Annotated in this window: 18 protein-coding genes and 1 pseudogene; 7 read left to right on the top strand and 12 right to left on the bottom strand. The window is 69.4% G+C overall.

Going from position 1 to position 18,665, the window contains the following annotated elements; translation table 11 throughout:
- Positions 1–26: 26 nt before the first annotated feature.
- The 4 genes from NA12_RS34470 to NA12_RS29035 all read right to left on the bottom strand — a co-directional run bounded on the left by NA12_RS34470 (position 27) and on the right by NA12_RS29035 (position 4,651).
- Positions 27–2,087: a DUF4153 domain-containing protein gene (locus NA12_RS34470; protein WP_207905634.1), complete on the bottom strand. Its 2,061-nt coding sequence runs from the start codon at positions 2,085–2,087 to the stop codon at positions 27–29.
- Between the two features lie 73 nt (positions 2,088–2,160).
- On the bottom strand, positions 2,161–3,198 hold the full coding sequence (locus tag NA12_RS29045) for a HAMP domain-containing sensor histidine kinase (RefSeq protein ID WP_067458544.1): 1,038 nt from the start codon (positions 3,196–3,198) through the stop codon (positions 2,161–2,163).
- Entirely contained in the window at positions 3,195–3,896 is a 702-nt protein-coding gene (locus NA12_RS29040; protein WP_174551143.1) for a response regulator, read from the bottom strand. Before NA12_RS29040 ends, NA12_RS29045 begins: the two co-directional genes overlap by 4 nt.
- A 74-nt stretch (positions 3,897–3,970) precedes the next feature.
- A complete protein-coding gene (locus NA12_RS29035; RefSeq protein ID WP_067458541.1) occupies positions 3,971–4,651 on the bottom strand; it encodes a TetR/AcrR family transcriptional regulator in 681 nt (226 codons plus the stop codon).
- Positions 4,652–4,799: 148 nt separating this feature from the next.
- Between NA12_RS29035 and NA12_RS29030 the strand changes: the two genes are divergently transcribed.
- Both NA12_RS29030 and NA12_RS29025 read left to right on the top strand, forming a co-directional pair.
- The gene (locus tag NA12_RS29030) at positions 4,800–6,374 is read left to right on the top strand and encodes a succinic semialdehyde dehydrogenase (protein WP_067458538.1); all 1,575 of its coding nucleotides are present in this window, start codon (positions 4,800–4,802) and stop codon (positions 6,372–6,374) included.
- A gap of 40 nt (positions 6,375–6,414) precedes the next feature.
- Positions 6,415–7,242 (top strand): SDR family NAD(P)-dependent oxidoreductase, encoded by an 828-nt coding sequence (locus NA12_RS29025; RefSeq protein ID WP_067458535.1) that lies wholly within the window; start codon positions 6,415–6,417, stop codon positions 7,240–7,242.
- Positions 7,243–7,296: 54 nt separating this feature from the next.
- Here NA12_RS29025 and NA12_RS29020 read toward each other — a convergent pair whose 3' ends face one another.
- Both NA12_RS29020 and NA12_RS29015 read right to left on the bottom strand, forming a co-directional pair.
- Positions 7,297–8,103 carry a putative protein N(5)-glutamine methyltransferase gene (locus tag NA12_RS29020; RefSeq protein ID WP_067458532.1) on the bottom strand — a complete coding sequence of 269 codons (807 nt, stop codon included), beginning with the start codon at positions 8,101–8,103 and terminating at the stop codon, positions 7,297–7,299.
- A 58-nt stretch (positions 8,104–8,161) separates the two neighbouring features.
- Complete coding sequence (locus NA12_RS29015; protein WP_084473189.1) at positions 8,162–9,034, bottom strand: YdcF family protein; 873 nt, start codon at positions 9,032–9,034, stop codon at positions 8,162–8,164.
- Positions 9,035–9,199: 165 nt separating this feature from the next.
- Between NA12_RS29015 and NA12_RS29010 the strand changes: the two genes are divergently transcribed.
- Positions 9,200–10,051: a bifunctional 5,10-methylenetetrahydrofolate dehydrogenase/5,10-methenyltetrahydrofolate cyclohydrolase gene (locus NA12_RS29010; protein ID WP_067458529.1), complete on the top strand. Its 852-nt coding sequence runs from the start codon at positions 9,200–9,202 to the stop codon at positions 10,049–10,051.
- Positions 10,052–10,232: 181 nt separating this feature from the next.
- On the opposite strand, the gene NA12_RS29005 is transcribed toward NA12_RS29010, so the two are convergent.
- The 3 genes and pseudogenes from NA12_RS29005 to NA12_RS28995 form a co-directional block, all read right to left on the bottom strand.
- Complete coding sequence (locus NA12_RS29005; protein ID WP_067458525.1) at positions 10,233–11,381, bottom strand: DUF8176 domain-containing protein; 1,149 nt, start codon at positions 11,379–11,381, stop codon at positions 10,233–10,235.
- A gap of 189 nt (positions 11,382–11,570) precedes the next feature.
- A pseudogene (locus NA12_RS29000) lies at positions 11,571–11,942 on the bottom strand (L,D-transpeptidase); the annotation flags it as partial.
- A gap of 275 nt (positions 11,943–12,217) precedes the next feature.
- Positions 12,218–12,661: a winged helix-turn-helix transcriptional regulator gene (locus NA12_RS28995; RefSeq protein ID WP_067458519.1), complete on the bottom strand. Its 444-nt coding sequence runs from the start codon at positions 12,659–12,661 to the stop codon at positions 12,218–12,220.
- A gap of 75 nt (positions 12,662–12,736) precedes the next feature.
- Here NA12_RS28995 and NA12_RS28990 point away from each other — a divergent pair, with 75 nt between their 5' ends.
- Positions 12,737–13,621, top strand: coding sequence for an NADP-dependent oxidoreductase (locus NA12_RS28990; protein WP_307188364.1), 885 nt, complete (start codon positions 12,737–12,739; stop codon positions 13,619–13,621).
- Position 13,622: 1 nt separating this feature from the next.
- Here NA12_RS28990 and NA12_RS28985 read toward each other — a convergent pair whose 3' ends face one another.
- The gene (locus NA12_RS28985) at positions 13,623–14,282 is read right to left on the bottom strand and encodes a cyclodeaminase/cyclohydrolase family protein (RefSeq protein WP_084473188.1); all 660 of its coding nucleotides are present in this window, start codon (positions 14,280–14,282) and stop codon (positions 13,623–13,625) included.
- A 149-nt stretch (positions 14,283–14,431) separates the two neighbouring features.
- Here NA12_RS28985 and NA12_RS28980 point away from each other — a divergent pair, with 149 nt between their 5' ends.
- Positions 14,432–15,469, top strand: coding sequence for an LLM class F420-dependent oxidoreductase (locus tag NA12_RS28980; RefSeq protein WP_067458513.1), 1,038 nt, complete (start codon positions 14,432–14,434; stop codon positions 15,467–15,469).
- Between the two features lie 68 nt (positions 15,470–15,537).
- Here the strand turns inward: NA12_RS28980 and NA12_RS28975 are convergent, their stop codons facing one another.
- Positions 15,538–15,873 (bottom strand): STAS domain-containing protein, encoded by a 336-nt coding sequence (locus tag NA12_RS28975; protein ID WP_067458510.1) that lies wholly within the window; start codon positions 15,871–15,873, stop codon positions 15,538–15,540.
- Positions 15,874–16,003: 130 nt separating this feature from the next.
- Positions 16,004–17,503 carry a SulP family inorganic anion transporter gene (locus NA12_RS28970; RefSeq protein WP_067458506.1) on the bottom strand — a complete coding sequence of 500 codons (1,500 nt, stop codon included), beginning with the start codon at positions 17,501–17,503 and terminating at the stop codon, positions 16,004–16,006.
- A gap of 138 nt (positions 17,504–17,641) precedes the next feature.
- Between NA12_RS28970 and NA12_RS28965 the strand changes: the two genes are divergently transcribed.
- Together NA12_RS28965 and NA12_RS28960 are read left to right on the top strand one after the other, a co-directional pair.
- Positions 17,642–18,121: a cation:proton antiporter regulatory subunit gene (locus NA12_RS28965; protein WP_067458503.1), complete on the top strand. Its 480-nt coding sequence runs from the start codon at positions 17,642–17,644 to the stop codon at positions 18,119–18,121.
- Positions 18,122–18,180: 59 nt separating this feature from the next.
- Positions 18,181–18,663 carry a cation:proton antiporter regulatory subunit gene (locus NA12_RS28960; protein WP_067458493.1) on the top strand — a complete coding sequence of 161 codons (483 nt, stop codon included), beginning with the start codon at positions 18,181–18,183 and terminating at the stop codon, positions 18,661–18,663.
- Positions 18,664–18,665 lie beyond the last annotated feature (2 nt).

Raw genomic sequence — 18,665 nt, 5'->3', positions numbered from 1 at the left:
TCGTGGTGAGCGAGGCGCGCGCGGGATCAACGGGCCGAGCTGCGCGAGAAGTTCCACGACCACCAGTGGTCGTCGTCGAGGTCGTCGAGGATGGGGGTTTCGATCTGGGTCCGCAGGTGCGCGGGCAGCGGGTCGAGGGCGGGCAGGATGTCGGTGGACAGATCGTTGAGATAGGTCGCGTCCAGGCGGCCGCTGGTGTGCCACCGGTCGATATTCCGTTCGGCGACAAGGTGTTCCGGGTTGATCAGCGCCAGGGCGATGAGAGTGCCCAGCGCGGTGCCGATCGCGGCGCGCGGCACCCAGCTCCAGCGCAGCCGTGCGATGGCGAGCAGCACGAGCAGGTATACCAGGCCCACCCAGAGCTCACAGGTGGTGACCAGCAGACGCAGCACGGTGAATCCGTAGGCCTGCTGGTAGGTCCACATCCGGCCCAGCGCCGAGCACACGATGACCAGCGCCAGCACGCTCACCACGCTCAGCAGCACGCGGAGCCACCGGCGGTCGGCAGCGGTGTCCTGTGCCGACCAGTGCAGCACCGCGAGGATCACGGCCAGCGTCAGAATGCTCACCGCCGACAGCTGCCAGAACCCGCTGCGCGCGTATTCGGCGTAGGTCAGCCCGGCGGTGCGCTGCACGTAGTCGTCGCCACCGAACAGCGCGACGAACTGCGCGCCGAGGAACACCGCGAACAACACGGTCAGCGCCCCGACCGGCAACATCCACTCACCGCGCGCCCACAGTCGTTGCGGCCGAGCCGAATCCGCCGCACCCGCGGGAGGCCCGGCGAGCAGATACAGCGCCCCCAGCACGCCCACCGCGACGACCACGAACAGGAAGGTCCACCGCCACGCCGCCGGACCGTCCACGGTCGGAACGAGCCCGTTCAACAACCGCGCGAAGGTCGCGTCGGCCCCACCGAGCAGCGGCACGAACACCACCAGCAACACCGCTGTCGCCGCCACGGAGATCCCGTATCGACTGACGCTCGCAGTCCCCACCGACCGCGACTCGCGCAACCCCGAGAATGCCCACGGCACCGCCCCGAACGCCGCCAACGGCACCGCGAACAGGTCGTGTGCGGTGCCTCGCACCGTCCGTCGTCCCGACACCGCCAACGACCCGGCGACACACGCCGCGATCACACACAGCGCGAACAGCCATTCCGCCGCCCGAACCGTCCCGACCCCCAGCAGCACGATCGCCGCTGCCGCCCACCAGGCCCGGTCGCCGAACGAAACAGCGGGGAAAACAGCCTTGTTCGGCGGCGTCTTGCCGGCGGTCGCGTCGGCGCGCAGGCCGGCGCCCACCGGTGTCTTCGCCGTCGAACCCGTGTCGGCGGGCGTGGCCTTCGGTTGCGCGGGTTCGGCGGCGTCGACGGTGGTGGACGCTGTCGTGGAACCTTTGTCGAGGTCGCCCGCCGACCCGGAGGCCGGTGCGCTCCGCGCTGAGGTACTCCGCGAACGGGCCCGATGGTCGACCACGCACAACGTCGCGGTGACGGCGGCGCCCGCGATCAGCCAGCCGATGCCGGGACGGTCGAGCGGGATCACCGTGGCGCCGACGATTCCGGCGATGGCCGCGGCCGGGAGGACGCCGGGTGGGCGCGCCACCCGCTGCCAGTTCGGGGGGACACGTGGGATGGGCGGCGGCACGCTCCAGGCGGCCGGTCGCGAGTCGCCGGGCCCGGAGTCGGCGGCGGCGCGGCTCGCGGTGAGCAAAGCGGCGAACGGCGCCGAGTCGGCCGAGCCCTGCGTGGCAGACGATGTCGTCTCGGGTGCGGTCTCGGTGAGCACCGCGGTCGACCGGGCACCTGACGCGCCACCGCCCACCCCGGGCTCGCTCGCGCCCGCGCCGCCGAAGTCGGACTCGATCGTCGTTGCTACCGCGTTCGCCGAGCGGGCGCCGGGTTCCGCGGTACCGGATTCCGTGGCGGTGTCACCCGTCGCAGGCTCGCTCGCGACGGCGGCGGCGATAGGCGAACCGGTCGCTGTACCACTCGGATCGGTGGTGGCCGGTGTGGCGGAGTCCCGGCTCTCGGCAGCGTCTGGGTCCGGCGTCGGTGGCTCGGGTGTCGGCTTGTCGGACATGGGTTTCCCCTCCTGGAGGTGTGCGGAGTCGTCCCGGCACCGAAGGGGCCGGGAGGGTGAGTCGGTCGGTGGATCAGTTCGGGGGGAGCACGACCCGCATGCGAGAGCCGGGGTCGGCGACGGCGATGGTGCCGCCGTGCAGGTCGATCACCCAGCGGGCGATGGCCAGGCCCAGACCCGTGCCGCCGCCGTCGGTGCGGCCACCACGGGTGAAACGGTCGAAGACGGTGGCGCGTTCGGATTCCGGGATGCCGGGGCCGTCGTCCTGGATCTCGAGCACGGTCCCCTCGGGGCGGGCCGCCGCCGAGATGCGGACCTCGCCCCCGGAGGGGCCGTGCCTGGCGGCGTTGTCGACCAGGTTGAACAGCACCTGGTGCAGGCGGGCCCGGTCGGCGAACACGGTCGCGGTGGCGGATTCGATCGAGGTGGTGAACCGGACACCGCGACCGAGCGCGGCGGTCATCACCTCGGCCTCGGCGATCACCTCCGCCAACAGCGGTGCCAGCGGGAGGTTTTCGCGATCGAGGGTGAAGGCGCCCGCTTCGATGCTGGACAGGTCGAGCAGTTCCGAGACGAGCAGGCCGAGCCGTTCGGTCTGGGCCAGCGCGGTGCGCAGCGTCGCCGGGTCGGGCTCGCTCACCCCGTCGACCAGGTTCTCCAGCACGGCGTGCAGCGCGGTCACCGGCGTGCGCAGCTCGTGGGACACATTGGCGATCAGGTCACGGCGCTGCCGGTCGGCAGCCGCCAGGTCGGCGGCCATCTGATTGAAGGCGGTCGCGAGCTGACCCACTTCGTCGCGCGAGGACGCCCGCACCCGGAAGCTGTAGTCGCCGTGGGCCATTCGTCGCGCCGCCGCCGTCATCTCGCGCAGTGGCCGGGTGATGCCGTGGGCCAGGAACTGCGAGGTGAGCAACGCGATCCCGAACGCGGCCACTGTGGTACGCGGCGGCAGCCAGCCGATCTTCAGCCGGAAGTACCCGAATGCCACACCGCCCGAACACAACATCAAGACGGCCAGCTTGAGCTTGATCGACCGCAGCCGGTCCAACGGCCGCGGCAGCACATCGGCGATTCGATCCATCCACTCCGTCGAGCGGTCGGGGGCCGTCATCGGGCGTCCAAGGCGTACCCGACACCGTGCACGGTGCGGATGAGATCGGCGCCGAGCTTGCGCCGCAACGCTTTCACATGCGAATCCACCGCGCGCGTGCCCGCCGCGTCGGACCAGTCCCAGATGTCCTCGAGCAGGCGCTCCCTGGCCAGCACCGCCCTCGGACGTTGTGCGAGCCGGGTCAGCAGGTCGAATTCCAGTGGGGTGAGCCGTGCTTCGGTGTCACCCCGCCACACCCGCCGCTCGGCGAGATCTATCCGCAGATCACCGACGACGATGCTGGAGTCCCCACGCTCGGCGGCCCGATCCACCCGCCGCAACAGCGCGTGCACCCGCGCGGCGAGCACCCGCATCGAGAACGGCTTGGTGAGATAGTCGTCGGCGCCGACGCCGAGCCCGACGAGCTGGTCTGTCTCGTCGGTGCGCGCGGTGAGCATGAGGACCGGTATGTGGCGCTCGGCTTGGATCCGACGGCACACCTCCAGCCCGTCGAACCCGGGCAACATGACGTCGAGAACCACCAGATCGGGTTCGGTCGCCAGCGCCGCCGCCACCGCGGCGGGACCGTCGTGTGCCAGGTCGACGGTGAACCCTTCGGCCCGCAACCGCGCGGCCACGGACTCGGCGATCGTCACCTCGTCGTCGACCACCAGGATCCGGCGGGCCGCCGGTCCTGTTCCGCCCCCACTGTTGTCCATGGTGGGAACCCTAGCGAGCGGGTGTGGAGGGTTGCGGCGCCACATGTGGAGATTCTGTGTGGACTCGCGAATCGCTACGGGTCGGCGAACAGGCCGGGTAGTTCCATCGCGTAGGCGAGATCGTCGCGGGTGCCGAGGGTGACCAGCAGGACGCGGATCATGGTCACCCTGGCCTCGGACGCCAGCGCCGGATCGGGATCGCTGCCCGGCTCGCTGCCCGCGCTGAGCCGGTAGACGATGTACTCGCACACGTGCAGCGCCGCGTCCAGGTCCAGTGGCGCGGGGATCGGGCGTCCGAGTTCGCCGAAGGTTTTGCGCACCAGGTCGCGAATGTCGTCGAGTGCGCGTTCGCGATAGCCCGAGACGACCGAGCCGGGATCGTGCAGCTCGGCGAACAGGGGCCGCAGCATCGGGCCGTGCCCGCGCGCCCAGTCCACGTACGCGTCGATCAGCCGGATGCCCAGCTGGACCGGTTCGTCGGTGCCCGCGAGCGCCTCGCGGATGCCGCCGACGAGCCCGTCGTTGGATGCGTCGAGAACCGCGTGCAGCGGCTCGGACGCATTGCCGAAATAGCGGTAGAACGTGGGCCTGGCCAGCCCGGCCTCTTCGATGATCTGGGCGACGCTCAACCCGCGCGAGCCGGTGCGGGCGAACACCGCGGCGGTCGCCTCGACGATCCTGGCCCTGACCTCCTCGGCTTGCTCCTGGGTCTGCGGCGGGCGTCCACGACGGACCGCCGTCGATTCCTCGGTCATCGCACCTCCCGCACCGTCGGTGATCGCACCGGGAAAGCTTGACACGAACCCGGGCGTCAGCATTAATCTAACACTAGTGTTCAGTAAATAATCTGAACGTGCGTGGTCCGTTCCGCGCGATCCATCCTGTTGAGGAGAAGGGCCGACAATGACGACAGCCCCCGAGCTGACCGCCGAACCCACCGCGCTGCCCACCGCGTTGGTCAAGCCCCTGTTCGATCGCGGCGTCGCCGGCGGCGCGCCGTCGGTCGCGGTCTTCGCCCCGGCGACCGGCCACAAGATCGGCGACCTGCCGCAGTCCTCGGTCGCCGACATCGAGCGTGCCTTCGCCGTCGCCCGGCACGCGCAGCGCGACTGGGCCAAGGTCGGGGTGAAGCAGCGCGCCGAGATCGTGCGCCGCTTCCACGACATCGTGCTCGCCGAGCAGGACACCATCCTCGACATCGTGCAGACCGAGACCGGCAAGTCCCGTCCGCACGCCTTCGACGAGATCGCCGACGTGGCGCTCAACGCGCGCTACTACGCCACCGTCGCACCCAAGCTGCTCGCCGACCGCAAGCCGCGCGGCGTGCTGCCGGTGCTCACCTCGGTCGAGGTGCGCCACCGTCCCAAGGGCGTCGTCGCGGTCATCTCGCCGTGGAACTACCCCCTGGCCCTGGCGGCCTCCGACGCGCTGCCCGCCCTGCTCGCGGGCAACGCGGTCATCGCGCGCCCCGACAACCAGACGGCGCTCACCGCCCTGTGGGCCATCGACGCCGCCGAGCGGGCCGGGCTGCCGCGGGGTCTGTGGCAGGCGGTGCTCGGCCGCGGCCGCGAGATCGGTGGCGAGGTGATCGCGCGCGCCGACTACGTCGACTACACCGGTTCCAGCGCCACCGGCCGGACCATCGCCCAGCAGGCCGGTGAGCGCCTGATCGGCTACTCCCTCGAGCTCGGTGGCAAGAACCCGCTGCTCGTGCTGGCCGACGCCGACGTCTCCAAGGCCGCGAAACTGGCTGTGCGCGCGTGCTTCTCGTCGGCCGGTCAGCTGTGCGAGTCGATGGAACGCATCTACGTCGACGCCACGGTCTACGACCAGTTCGTCGCGGAATTCGTCGGCAACGTCAAGAACATGTCGCTCGGCGGGGAACTCGACTACAGCCGGGACATGGGTTCGCTGACCTTCCAGCGCCAGCTCGACACCGTCAGCGGGCACGTCGACGACGCGGTCGCCAAGGGCGCCAAGGTACTCGCCGGTGGCCGTGCCCGCCCCGATCTGGGCCCGTACTTCTACGAGCCCACAGTGCTCGCCGACGTGGCGCCCGGCATGACGGTCTACCGCGAGGAGACCTTCGGCCCGGTCGTCTCGGTGTACAAGGTGGCCTCCGACGATGCCGCCGTCGAGGCGGCCAACGATACCGCCTACGGCCTCAACGCCAGTGTGTGGAGCCGGGACGCGAACCGGGGCAAGGAGATCGCCGCCCGGATCAAGGCCGGTTCGGTGAATGTGAACGAGGGCTTCAGCGCCGCCTGGGGCAGCGTCGACGCGCCCTCGGGTGGTCTCGGCATCTCCGGTCAGGGGCGTCGCCACGGGCCCGAAGGCCTGCTGAAGTACATCGACACCCAGACCATCGCGGTGCAGCGGCTGCTGCCGATCGCCCCGCTGCCCGGCATGTCCGAGCAGATGTGGGCCAAGACGATGACGGTGGTCTTCGGTGTCATGAAGACACTGCGTCAGAAGTAGTGGGCCAGAAGTAGCGGAACGAGCAGGGGTAGGTAGCGAAATGAAGTTGGAAACGGTCGCAGGCAAGCGGGTCCTCATCACCGGCGCGGCGATGGGACTCGGAAAGTTGTTCGCCGAGAAGGCCGTTGCCGAAGGCGCCGACGCGGTGGTCCTGTGGGATATCAACGAGCTGGCGCTGCGCGAGACCGCGACGCAGCTGACCGCCGCGGGCGGCAAGGTGCACCACTACGTGGTGGATGTGTCCTCGCAGGACTCGATCCGCGAGGCGGGCGAGGCGGTGCGCAAGGAAGTCGGCGGCATCGACATCCTCGTCAACAACGCGGGCATCGTGCGCGGCAACACCTACTTCTGGGAAACCGAGAACCGCGCCGATATCGACAAGACGATGGCGATCAACTCGTTGGCCCCGATGTATGTCACCCTGGAGTTCCTCGCGGGCATGGTCGCCGGTACGAGCCAGGCGCGTGTGCTCAATATCGCGTCGTCGGCCGGACTGGTCGCCAACCCGCGCATGGCCGTGTACGCGGGGTCGAAGTGGGCCGCGCTCGGGTGGTCGGATTCGGTACGCCTAGAGCTCGAGCAGGCGGGCCACGATCACGTGAAGGTCACCACGGTCTGCCCCACCTACATCAACACCGGCATGTTCGAGGGCGCGAAGGGCATTCTGTTCACACCGATGCTCGAGCAGCACGATGTCGTGGATACCTCGTGGTCGGAGATGAAGAAGGGCGGCGCCCTGGTGGTGCTGCCGTGGACCTCACGGATGAACCGGGCGCTCACCGGTCTGCTGCCGATCAAGGTGCGCGACCTGTACCTCAACGCGGTGGGCGTGTACCACTCGATGGATCAGTTCACCGGCCGCAAGTAGGCATTCGGTGCGAGGTCCGCGCGGGCGCTCGCTCGGTGGGTGGCGGCCGAACGATCAGCGCGGATCCCGGGTGCCGAGAACCACCGTGGCGTAGTGCTCCTCGGACTCCGCGACGCGAGGTTCGAGACCGTGCGCGGACAGCACCGAACACGCCGTATCTATCTGCCCCGCACCGGTTTCCACCACGACCGTGCCGCCGGGCGCCAGCCACACGGCCGCTCCCTGCGCGACCCGGCGGAACACATCGAGCCCATCCGCGCCACCGTCGAGCGCGGTGAGCGGCTCGTGCTCGCGCGCCTCCGGCGGCAGATCCGCGACGCGGGCACTCGGCACATACGGTGTGTTCGCGAGCAACAGGTCGATGCGCCCGCGCAGGTCACCCGGTAGCGCGTCGAACAGATCACCGGCGAACACCGGTGCGCTCAGCGGCGTGAGATTCTCGCGCGCGCACGCGACGGCGACGGGGTCGATATCGGCGGCGACGAGCTCGACCTCGCACCCGCGCGCGGTGAGCTCGGTCGCCGCGCTGAGCCCGAGTGCCCCACAGCCACAACACAGGTCGACCACGCAGAGCCGCGTCGTGCCCGGCGCGACGCCGTCGACCGCCTGATCCACCAGGAACGCCGTGCGCCGGCGCGGCACGAAAACACCGGGACGCACCCCCACCCGCAGCCCCCGGAATTCCACCCAGCCGAGCAGGTATTCGAGCGGAGTACCCGAAACCCGCTGTCCGACCAGTGCGTCCAGACGCGCAGGGTCGCTGCCCGCCGCCTCGATCAACAGCGCGGCCTCGTCTTCGGCGAACACACATCCCGCGCGCCGCAACTCGACGACCACGTCGGGAAAACCGGAACCACTCATGCGCCGATTGTTCCTGACCGGGCAACCGAATTAATGCTGCCGGTGGTGGCGCGACGACTCAGCGCGCGGTATCGAGTTCGAAGGTGCGGGTCGCGTCGAGATAGATCCCGCGCTGGGCGTTGCGCGGGGGCGGGGGCAACTGGGAAACCAGCTGTTCGAGCGAGGTCATCGCGCCGACCACGGTCGTCCCCGCGACGATGAAGTCGGCGACCGCGCGCCGGATGTGATTCGGTGAGGTCACCACCACCGCGCTGGTCGCGCCGAGATCGCGCAGCAGTCGCGTGCTGAACAGTGCGTTCTGCACTGTCGACCCGGCCCGATCCTCCACGTGGACGCGATCGCCCGGCAGCCCTCGCGCCACCAGCCAGCGCCGCATCGCCTCGGCCTCGGAGATGCCGTTCTGTGGATTGCCGCCGGTCACGACGACCGGTGAGAACGGGGCGGCGATCGCCTGCAACCACGCCGCGGAGAGCCGGTTCTCCAGCTCGGGCCGCAGCGCGCCGTCGGGCAGCAGCCCGTAGCCGAGGACCACGATGCCGGTCTGCGGACCGACCAGCGCGGGTAGCGGGTTGGGCAGGGTGGCGGCGGCCGCGGTCACCGCGTGCAGTACGTGGTTGGTACCCGCCGCCATGCCCGCGTCGATCCCACCGAGCCGGGCGAGGGCGTCACCGACCGCCGCCGCGTCGCCCGCGTAGTGCGACCAGATCGCCTGCAGCGCGAGCGCGTCGACATCCTGCGGATCGGCGGCGATGAGCGCACGCAGGTCGGCGCGTCCCGCGGCGTCGTCACCGTCGGTGAAGTGCCGCTGGGCCGAGTTGTAGAGGGCCGCCACATCGGCTTCCGCGGCGGCCGGACCGACGGTGGTGCCGGTCAGCGCGGCCGCCGCCACTACGGCGGCGGCCAGGTGTTTCCAGTGCCTCGAGACCTTCACGACAACCCATATCCCTTCGGCGCGAACGATTCGGTACGTGCTGGCAGAGCAGAGCTGTCGACACCCTATGACCGCCCGTTCGGACCGCGGTGGACCCCGACCAGCTTGCGCGCGTCGCGGCCCGGCGCCGCGTCGTCGGTCCGGCGGCGGATAAGGTGTCACATCGTGGATACCGCTTCGCTGACCGGCAAGGAACTCGCCGCCGCCATCAACGCCGACTCGAAGGAGCGCGCGGCCGCGCTCACCGCCGCGGGCACCGCGCCGACGCTGGCGCTGATCGTGGCCAACGACGACCCGGCGAGCGCCTGGTACGTGAACTCGTTGCGCAAGGCGGCCGAGCGACTCGGAATCGCCTGCGAGCGCATCGATCTCGGCGCCGACGCGAGCGCCGAGACGATCCGGGCGGAACTGAGCGCGCGCAGCGCCGACCCGGCCACCGACGCGATCATGTTGCAGACCCCGCTGCCCGCGGGCGTGAACCTCGACGACGTGAGTTCCGCGATCGCCGCGGCCAAGGACGTCGACGGCGTCAGCCCACTGTCGCTGGGCCTGCTCGCCTCCGGCCTGGACGGTTTCGTCCCCGCCACCTCCGAAGCGGTCGTCGAACTGCTCAAGCATCACGGCGTCGCGCTGCAGGGCCGACTGGTCACCGTGGTCGGCCGCTCCAACATCGTCGGCAAGCCCCTCGCCCAGCTGCTGCTCGCCGAGAACGCGACCGTCACCGTCGCGCACTCCCGCACCGCAGACCTCGCCGCGGTCACGACTCCCGCCGATATCGTGGTCGCCGCGGCGGGCCGGATCGGTCTGGTCACCGGCAAGCACATCGGTGACGGCGCGGTGGTGATCGACGTGGGCACCAACGAGGCCGCCGACGGGGGGATCGTGGGCGATGTCGAGGCGACGTCGGTCATCGGCAAGGCCGCGGCGCTGAGCCCCGTCCCCGGTGGCGTCGGTCCGGTGACCACCGCGCTGCTCATGCGTCACGTGGTCGTCGCGGCCGAGAAATCCCGCGCCTGAACAGCTTTCGCGATTCGAGCCGTACGATTTCCCGCGGCCGCGAGCGGATGCTGTGCGGTCTCGACGCGACGGTGTGTCGAGACCGTCTACCGGCCGGGCCGATGTCTCGCGGGCACCCGCTGATCAGCCTGGAACCCGGTGCGTGCCGAGGCCGTCGTGTAGAGGGGGCCCGCGATCCGGGTCAGCGGGGTGCCGCTCCGAACGACGTGATCAGCGTTTTGCTGCCGACCTGCGCGGTTTCCACGAGCTGCGGTGTGTAGGTGCTCGGCGCTGAATCCGGTCGGAACGCGGTGACTTTGACCAGGTACTGGTCGACGTAGGCGCCCGGGGTGATCTCGACACAGTGCGTGGTCCCCACCGGCGTGGAGTCGATCCCGGCCTGGATGGCCGCTGCCGACGGTGCCACCGCGCCCGATGCCACCAGGGTTCGTGCCTGGTCACCGGAGCGCGCGACGTAGTACGCGTACTGGAAGGCCATGATCGCCGCGATACCGGACTCGGTGCCGCCCGCGTTGTTGCCCCGCACCATGGCGCCGATCTGTTCGGTGGGGCACTCGGCCGTCACCGGGCTCACCGAGCTCGGTACGAGGGCAGTGCTCGACGCCGTGGACGTCGGTGCGGGCCCGCGGAGCTGGACGTAGGTGCCACCGATGAGCACGGCGCCCGCCACCGAGGCGACCAGCGGTGCGAACCATCTGGGCACCCGCCGTCGCCTGGATCGATCGATCATCCGGGCGAAGACCTCGTCGTTACCGTGGTAGTCGGGCGCGGGACGCGACGACGCGCTGTCGGTGCCGTCGGAGCCGGGTACGGCGAGAGCCGAAAAGGTGTCGGTGTCCGGGTAATCGGGTGTGGAGCGCGGGAAGCTGTCCGCACCGTGGTGATCGGGCGCGGGGCGCGGCGGAAAGGTATCCGCGCCGCGGTGCTCGGGTGTGGGAAGCGGATGCCGAGTCGCCGGAGCGTCGTAGCCGGGCGTGGGGTGTTCGAGGTTCGCCCACGCCGGGCCCGGAGCGGTGATGATCGGCAGTTCGTCGGTGTCGGGCCCGTTGTCGTGGATCGAGAACGCGGTGTCCGAGAGGCGGTGGCGCGCACCGGGATCGAATTTGCCGCCGACCACGGGGAGTCGGTCGGTGACAGTGGCGTCCGCCGGAACGATCGGAGCGAGCTCGTCATATCCGGCCTCGCGCAGACGAGCCGCGGAGATAACCGGAATACCGGCGGGGGTCGTCGGTCCACCTTCGATCCGATGACGAGCGCCGCCGGCGGGCTGATCGCTGCGCCGATGGGGCCGTGGCGCGCCGATATCACGGGACCGCCGGATCGGGGTCACCGCCGCGAGTGGAGCACCGGCCGATCCCGGGTCATGCTGTCGAGCCCCGATCGGTCTGTGCGCATCCGGTCGATCCATCGCCCCACCTTCATCAGGCTCGTCGCCGTCAGGGTATGTCCCGCAACGATTTCGTTACGGGCACGATACTGCCCTGACGGCGCGTTCGCCGAATGCCACGAGGGAAAATGTTTACCAGTGGATATAGACCTCATCGCCGACGCCCACATTGTCGAAGTACCAGGCGGCGTCGTCGGGTGCGAGGTTGATGCAACCGTGGCTCACATTGGCGTTGCCCTGCGAGTCCACCGACCACGGTGCCGAGTGCACCATCACGCCACCCCAGGTCAGTCGCACGGCGTATTCACCGTCGATGATGTAGCCCTCTGGATCGCTGAGCGGGATGCCGATGGTCCGCGAGTCGAACACCACCGACCGATCCTTCTCGAGCACGCTGAAGGTGCCGGTGGGTGTCTCGAAACCGGGCTTGCCCATCGACGCGGGCATCACCCGCACAACTCGTCCACCCTGGCTGACGGTGAAGGTATGGGTCGACAGATTCGCCTCGGCGTAGGTGCCACCGCCGTATTGGGTGCGCTGGCCTCCGATCAGATCCGCGGACGCGGCTCCCGACCACGCCGCGGCCAGTACCGCCGCCATGATCGCGACGAACAGGAAACGAAATGCGTTCCTCATAAACGCCACCCCTCACTCACTCGTAGGCGGATTCCAAGTCTAGGCCGCCATGATCAACTCGGCCTATCGAAGTGGTAACGGCCGCCGGGGTCACCGGTGTGTCGTCTTGCGTCAGCGCAGGTCGAGGCCCCGAAAGAAGGTTCTCACTTCGAGACCGGTGACGGTGCTCGCCCCGGTTGCGCCAGCGGGGCCGGTTCGGCGGCGCGCGCGGCGTCGAATGCGGTCCTGGCGGCGGTGATCTGCGCGTGATGTTCGACCACCCAGGCGCCCATCGCCTGACTGATCCGCCCCAGATCGGCCCCGAGCGCGGTGATGCTGTACTCCACCCGGGGCGGCATCGTGGGAAACACCTCACGCCGGACCAGTCCGTCGCGTTCCAGATCACGCAGCGTTCGGGTGAGGACCTTCTGGGTGATGCCGTCCAGGCGCCTGCGCAAGGCGTTGAAACGCACCGGCTCGCCCGCCTCGCGCAGGCTGCCGAGCACCAGCAGGACCCATTTGTCGGCGAGCACCGTGAGCAGTTGCCGCGCGGGGCAGTCCCGCAGGAACGCTTCGACCGAACGCTGATCGTCACTCACGGTATCCATGGGATACCACGGTATCCGAAAGGTGCCTACTACCGCTGGGACACTGTTGCACGCAAACTCGGGGGTATGTGGCAGATGGTGCAGAGATCTTTCGGCGGACCGGACGTTTTCGAGCGGGCTGAGGTGGCGCGGCCGACACCGGGTCCGGGGGAGGTGTTGGTGCGGGTGGTGGCGACCAGCGTCAACGCCGCCGATTGGAAGGTGCGCAGCGGCCTGATCCGGCAACTGGGTGAGCCGCCGTTGGTCCTCGGCCTCGATGTGTCCGGGGTCGTGGCGGAGGTGGGCGGCGCGGTGACGCGCTTCGCGCCGGGAGACACGGTGTACGGCATGGTGTTCGGTGGGGCCAACGCGGAATACGTGGTGGCGCAGGAGAATCGACTGGCGCGCGCTCCCCGCTCGATCGACCCGGTACACGCGGCCGCGCTGCCGGTCGCCGGGCTCACCGCCTGGCAGGCACTGGCCTCGGTGCGTCGGGGCGAGCGGGTCCTGATCCACGCGGCGGCCGGTGGTGTCGGGCATCTGGCGGTGCAGATCGCCGCGCGGCGCGGCGCGTGGATCGCCGCTACCGCGCGCTCGGGCAATCACACCTATCTGCGCGAGCTCGGCGTCACCGAACCGATCGACTATCGGACCACCGATTTCACCACCGCCGTGCGCGACGTCGACCTCGTGGTGGATCTGATCGGCGGCGACTACACGGATCGATCACTGACCGTCCTGAGCGCGACCGGACAGGTTGTCGCGGCCGAAGGCCCGGCGACGCACTCGGATTCGCGCGTTCGCCGACTCCATGTCGATCCGACCACGGCCGCGCTCGACGAGCTCGCGTCGGCGGTCGACCGCGGGGAGCTGACCGTCGACATCGCCCAGATCCTGCCGATCACCGAACTCGCCGCCGCCCATCGACGCAGTGAATCCGGCCGGGTCCGCGGCAAGATCGTGCTCACCGCGCAACGCTGACTCAGCCGCGCACGGCGTGCAGCACGTCGCCGTGCAGGGCGTCGGCGCGGGCGGCGATGGTGTCCACGCGCAACAGCGCGGCGGCGAAGGGGTCGCCGAGGTCGGCGGGCAGCGAGCCGACATTGATCTCGATATTGAGCTGCGAGCTCATCGCCGCGGCGCGGGCGGCGTCGGCGGCGGCGCCGATATCGGTGACCACGTTCGGGTTGCCGATCGGCAGCAGTTCGGCGGCCAGCGACAGGATTTCGTCGGCCTCGTCGACCACGGCGGCGGGCACCCGCGCGGCCTCGACGAGTGCCGCGTTGATCGCGGCGGTGCGGGCGTCACGCTCGGCGTCGGTGTCCTTCGGCAGTTTGTAGGCCGCGCCGACGGCGGTGAACGCGGCCGCGTCGGCATCGGCGAGCACGAGCGAGCGCGCCAGCGCGGCGTCGGCGGCCACGATGATCCGGTCGATCACCGGCCGGTTCTCGGCGTCCTTGGCGCGGGTGGTGTAGCGCGCCACCATCGCCACCAGCGCGGCGGCCTGCGCGGCGTGCAGCGCGGCCACGGCACCGCCGCCGGGAGCGGGCACCTTCGCGGCCAGTTCCGACAGGTAGTGCTCCAAGGTCACCGAACCGAAGGAGGGGGCGATCTGCTGCGGCGACACGGTGGGCTGCGACACGACGGGGTGGCCTTTCGATGCGGCGAGAACTACGTGGAATCTTCTCCCAACGCTACCGCGTGCCCGCCCACGCACCCCGCTCGACCAGCGCCTGGGTCGACAGACCGACCGGTCGGGGTCGGCGCGTTGCCCGGGGCTATGTTGGGACCATGCGGATCGGATTGAGCATCAACTACACGGACGGTTTCAAGGAGACGGCGGCCGAGGTCGCCGACCTGGAACGCGCCGGCCTCGACATCGTCTTCGTGCCGGAGGCGTACTCGTTCGACGCGGTGAGCGCGCTGGGGTTCCTGGCCGCCCGCACCGAGCGGGTGCAGCTCGCCTCCGGCATCCTGCAGCTCTACACCCGCACCCCCAGCCTCACCGCGATGACCGCGGCGGGCCTGGACTACGTCTCCGACGGCCGGTTCATCCTCGGCATCGGCGCCTCGGGGCCCCAGGTCATCGAGGGCTTCCACGGCGTCGCCTACGACGCCCCGATCGGGCGTACGCGCGAACTCCTCGAGATCTGTCGCTCGGTGTGGCGCCGCGAGAAGCTCAACTACCAGGGCAAGTACTACCAGATCCCGCTGCCCGCCGAGCGCGGCACCGGCCTCGGCAAAGAGCTCAAGCTGATCAATCACCCGGTGCGCGCGGATATTCCGGTGCTGCTGGCCGCGCTCGGCCCGAAGAATGTGGAGCTGGCCGCCGAGGTCGCCAACGGCTGGCAGCCCATCTTCTTCCTGCCGGAGAAGGCGAAGGACGTGTGGGGCGAGGCGCTCGCCACGGGCAAGGCCAAGCGTGATCCCGCGCTGGGCGAGCTCGAGATCTTCGCCGGTCCGGCACTGGCGATCGGGGAGAACGTCACCGGGCTGCTCGAGTTCGTGAAGCCGCACCTGGCGCTCTACATCGGCGGCATGGGCGCCAAGGGCAAGAACTTCTATCACACCCTCGCCACCAAGTACGGCTACGGCGAGGCCGCCGACCGCATCCAGGAGCTGTACCTGGCGGGCGACAAGCAGGCCGCCACGCAAGCCGTGCCCGACGAGCTGGTGCGCGATGTGTCGCTGATCGGCCCGGAAGGCTTCGTGAAGGAGCGCATCGCCGCGATGACCGAGGCGGGCGTGACCACGCTCAACGTCACGCCGATCGCCGAGAACGCGGCCGCTCGCGTGAAGCTGATCGAGCAGCTGCGTTCGCTCTACTGACGCCCCCTGACAACGAGCGCGCCGCCGTCCGGAGTTGATCCGGGCGGCGGCGCGTTCGTCGTGTCAGGTCAGGACGTGAACGACGCCAGGGCGGCCTCGAGGGTGGTGTGCATGGCGAACACCTGGTCCAGGCTCGTCATCTTCAGCTGACGGCTGGTGGCGGGTCCGTCCGCCACGACCGCGATCGAGGTGGTCTCGCCTGCCCGCTGATGCGCGGCGACCAGCGTCGCCATGCCCGCCGACGCCAGGAATCCGACCGCGGTCAGGTCGATCACCAGCGTCGCCGGTTTCACGGCCAGGATGGCCTCGATGGTGGCATCGAGCGCGGGCGCGGTCGCCAGATCGACCTCGCCGGTCACCGTCAGCACCGTGACGCCGTCGTGTACCGCCGTCGTGGTGGTCATCGTGTCCGTGAGTGGATACGCGTCTCCGGAAGAGTTGGTCACTGTTCAACAACACACAACTTTGCCCGAATACGCAAGCCACAGCGGGTGCTCACCAGAGATCGTCATGCTGGGAGCCGGGCGCGAGCGGCTAGGTCTGTTCGCCGCCGAGGCTCGACAGGCGCTCGTGCCGCGCTTCGGATGCGGCGTTGAGCCCGATGATGTCGACCTTCTTGCCCTTACTCGCGTATTTGGTGGTGATGGCGTCGAGCGCGGCGACGGTGGAGGCATCCCAGATGTGGCTGTCGGAGAGGTCGATCACGATGTTGGCCGGATCGTCGACGTAGTCGAACTGGTAGACGAGATCGTTGCTGGAGGCGAAGAACAGCTCGCCGCGCACCTTGTACACGCGGGTGTCGTCGGTGGTGCCGACCGGCACGACCTCGGTGAAGTGCGCGACCCGGTGCGCGAATGCCACCATCGCGGCCAGCACCCCCACGATCACGCCGTAGGCCAGATTGTGCGTGGCGACGGTGACGACCACCGTCACCAGCATCACTGTGGTCTCGGCGATCGGCATGCGCCGCAATGTCTTCGGTGCGAGGGAGTGCCAATCCACGGTTCCCGCCGCCACCATGATCATCACCGCCACCAGCACCGCCATCGGGATCCGCGCCACGAGCCCGCCGAGCCCGACGACCAGCCCGAGCAGGAAGACCCCGGCCAGGAAGGTGGAGATCCGGGTCCGCGCGCCGGAGACCTTGACGTTGATCATGGTCTGGCCGATCATCGCGCACCCGCCCATCCCGCCGAAGAACCCGGTGACGAGATTGGCCACGCCCTGACCCCAACCCTCCCGGGTCTTGTCCGAATGCGAATCGGTGATGTCGTCGACGAGCTTGGCCGTCATCAACGATTCGAGCAGCCCGACCAGCGCCATCGCCAGCGCGAAAGGCGCGATGATCCGCAGTGTCTCGAGGTTCCACGGCATCTGGGGGAGTCCCAGCGCGGGCAGACTCGTCGGCAGCGCGCCCTCGTCGCCGACATCGGGCACCTCGAGCGAGAACACGATCGTTACGGCGGTGAGCACCACGATCGCGACGAGCGGCGCGGGCGCCACGGTGGTGAGTTTGGGCAGCAAGATCAGGATCGCCAGGCTCGCCACCAGCATCGGATACACCAGCCACGGCACCGCGATCAGATGCGGCAGCTGCGTCAGAAAGATCAAGATGGCCAGCGCGTTGACGAACCCGACCATCACGCTGCGCGGGATGAACCGCAGCAGCCTGGCCACGCCGACCGCGCTCAACACCACCTGGAACACCCCGGCCAGCAGCACGGTCGCGATCAGATAGTCGATCCCGTATTCGCGCACCACCGGCGCGATCACCAGGGCCACCGCGCCGGTCGCCGCCGAGATCATGGCGGGCCTGCCGCCGGTGAACGCGATGGTCACCGCCATCGTGAACGAGGCGAACAGCCCGACCCGCGGATCCACCCCGGCGATGATCGAGAACGAGATGGCCTCGGGAATCAGCGCGAGCGCGACCACCAGGCCGCCGAGCACTTCGATCCGCAACCGCTTCGGGCTGCGCAGTGCCGCGAGAACCGAGGTGTCGTCGCGAGGTGATCGAGGTGCCGACACGGCCATCCCGAACTCCGTTCCACTAGTGGCCGGAAGTCCGGCAGTCGACAACCTTAACTATGCGTGAGGTCGGGGTTTCGGCTGGTATGCCCGGTGCGCAGGGTAGGGGGTGGTGTTATTCCCATCTGGTCGTACTGTGAGGGCGTGAACATCGATGTGACGCCTTTACCGGGAATCGGCGTGTGCAAGGACTTTCCGCTGGCGGAGGCGCGCCGCCGGATCGGCGTGATCGAACATCGCGACGGCTCCGTCGACCTGGTCGTCTCGCGAGCGGGCGACTACGACTCGACCACCTCGATTCCCCTGTCCGACACCGAGATCGGCGTGCTGGCCGGCCTGCTCGGCGCACCGCAGGTGGTGCAGAAGACGCGCGAGACCCACAGTGCGGGCGAGCTGTCGACCAGGCAGTTCGCGATCGATCGCGGCAGTCCGTTCGACGGTCGGCCGTTGCGCGACACCGAGATGCGTACCCGCACCAAGGCCTCGGTCGTCGCGGTGGTGCGCGCGGGCGAGGTGACGCCGTCGCCGGGAACCGATTTCACCTTCATCCCCGGTGATCTGGTCGTGGTGATCGGTACCGACGAGGGCCTCGACGCGGCGGGACGGCTGCTCGACGCCGGTTGACAATCCATGCGGATAGTAAAGGGCAGGTAAGGTATCCCTAGCTGAGGTTAGGTGATCCCATGAATGTAGAAGTCACGTCCCTGCCGGGAATCGGTGTCCGCAAAGAGTTTTCACTGTCGAAGGTGGACCGCCGGATCGGCATCGTCGACCACCGCGACGGTGGTACCGACCTGATCTTCACGAAGGTCGGCGACCCGGATTCCACCGTCCAGATTCCCCTGTCCGCTGTCGAAGCGCGCACGCTGGCGAGTCTGCTCGGCGCACCACAGTTGGTCGCGCAACTGCGTGAGGAACATCGCGAACTCGACGGGGTGAGTACCCGGTCGATGCTGATACCGCCGAACTCGCCCTACGCCGCACGGCGGCTGGGCGACACCGAGTTGCGGACCAGAACCCGCGCTTCGATCGTGGCGGTCCTGCGCGCGGGCCAGGTGCTGGCCTCGCCCGGACCGGAGTTCGTCTTCGCCGACGGCGACATGGTCGTCGTGGTCGGCACGAACGTCGGACTCGACGCCGCCGCTACGATTCTCACCGACGGCTGAGC

Source organism: Nocardia alba NBRC 108234, assembly GCF_001612665.1.
GTDB classification, from domain to species: domain Bacteria; phylum Actinomycetota; class Actinomycetes; order Mycobacteriales; family Mycobacteriaceae; genus Nocardia; species Nocardia alba.
The sequence above is the reverse complement of the archived record's forward strand: the minus strand, read 5'-3'. Positions and strand labels throughout refer to the sequence as shown.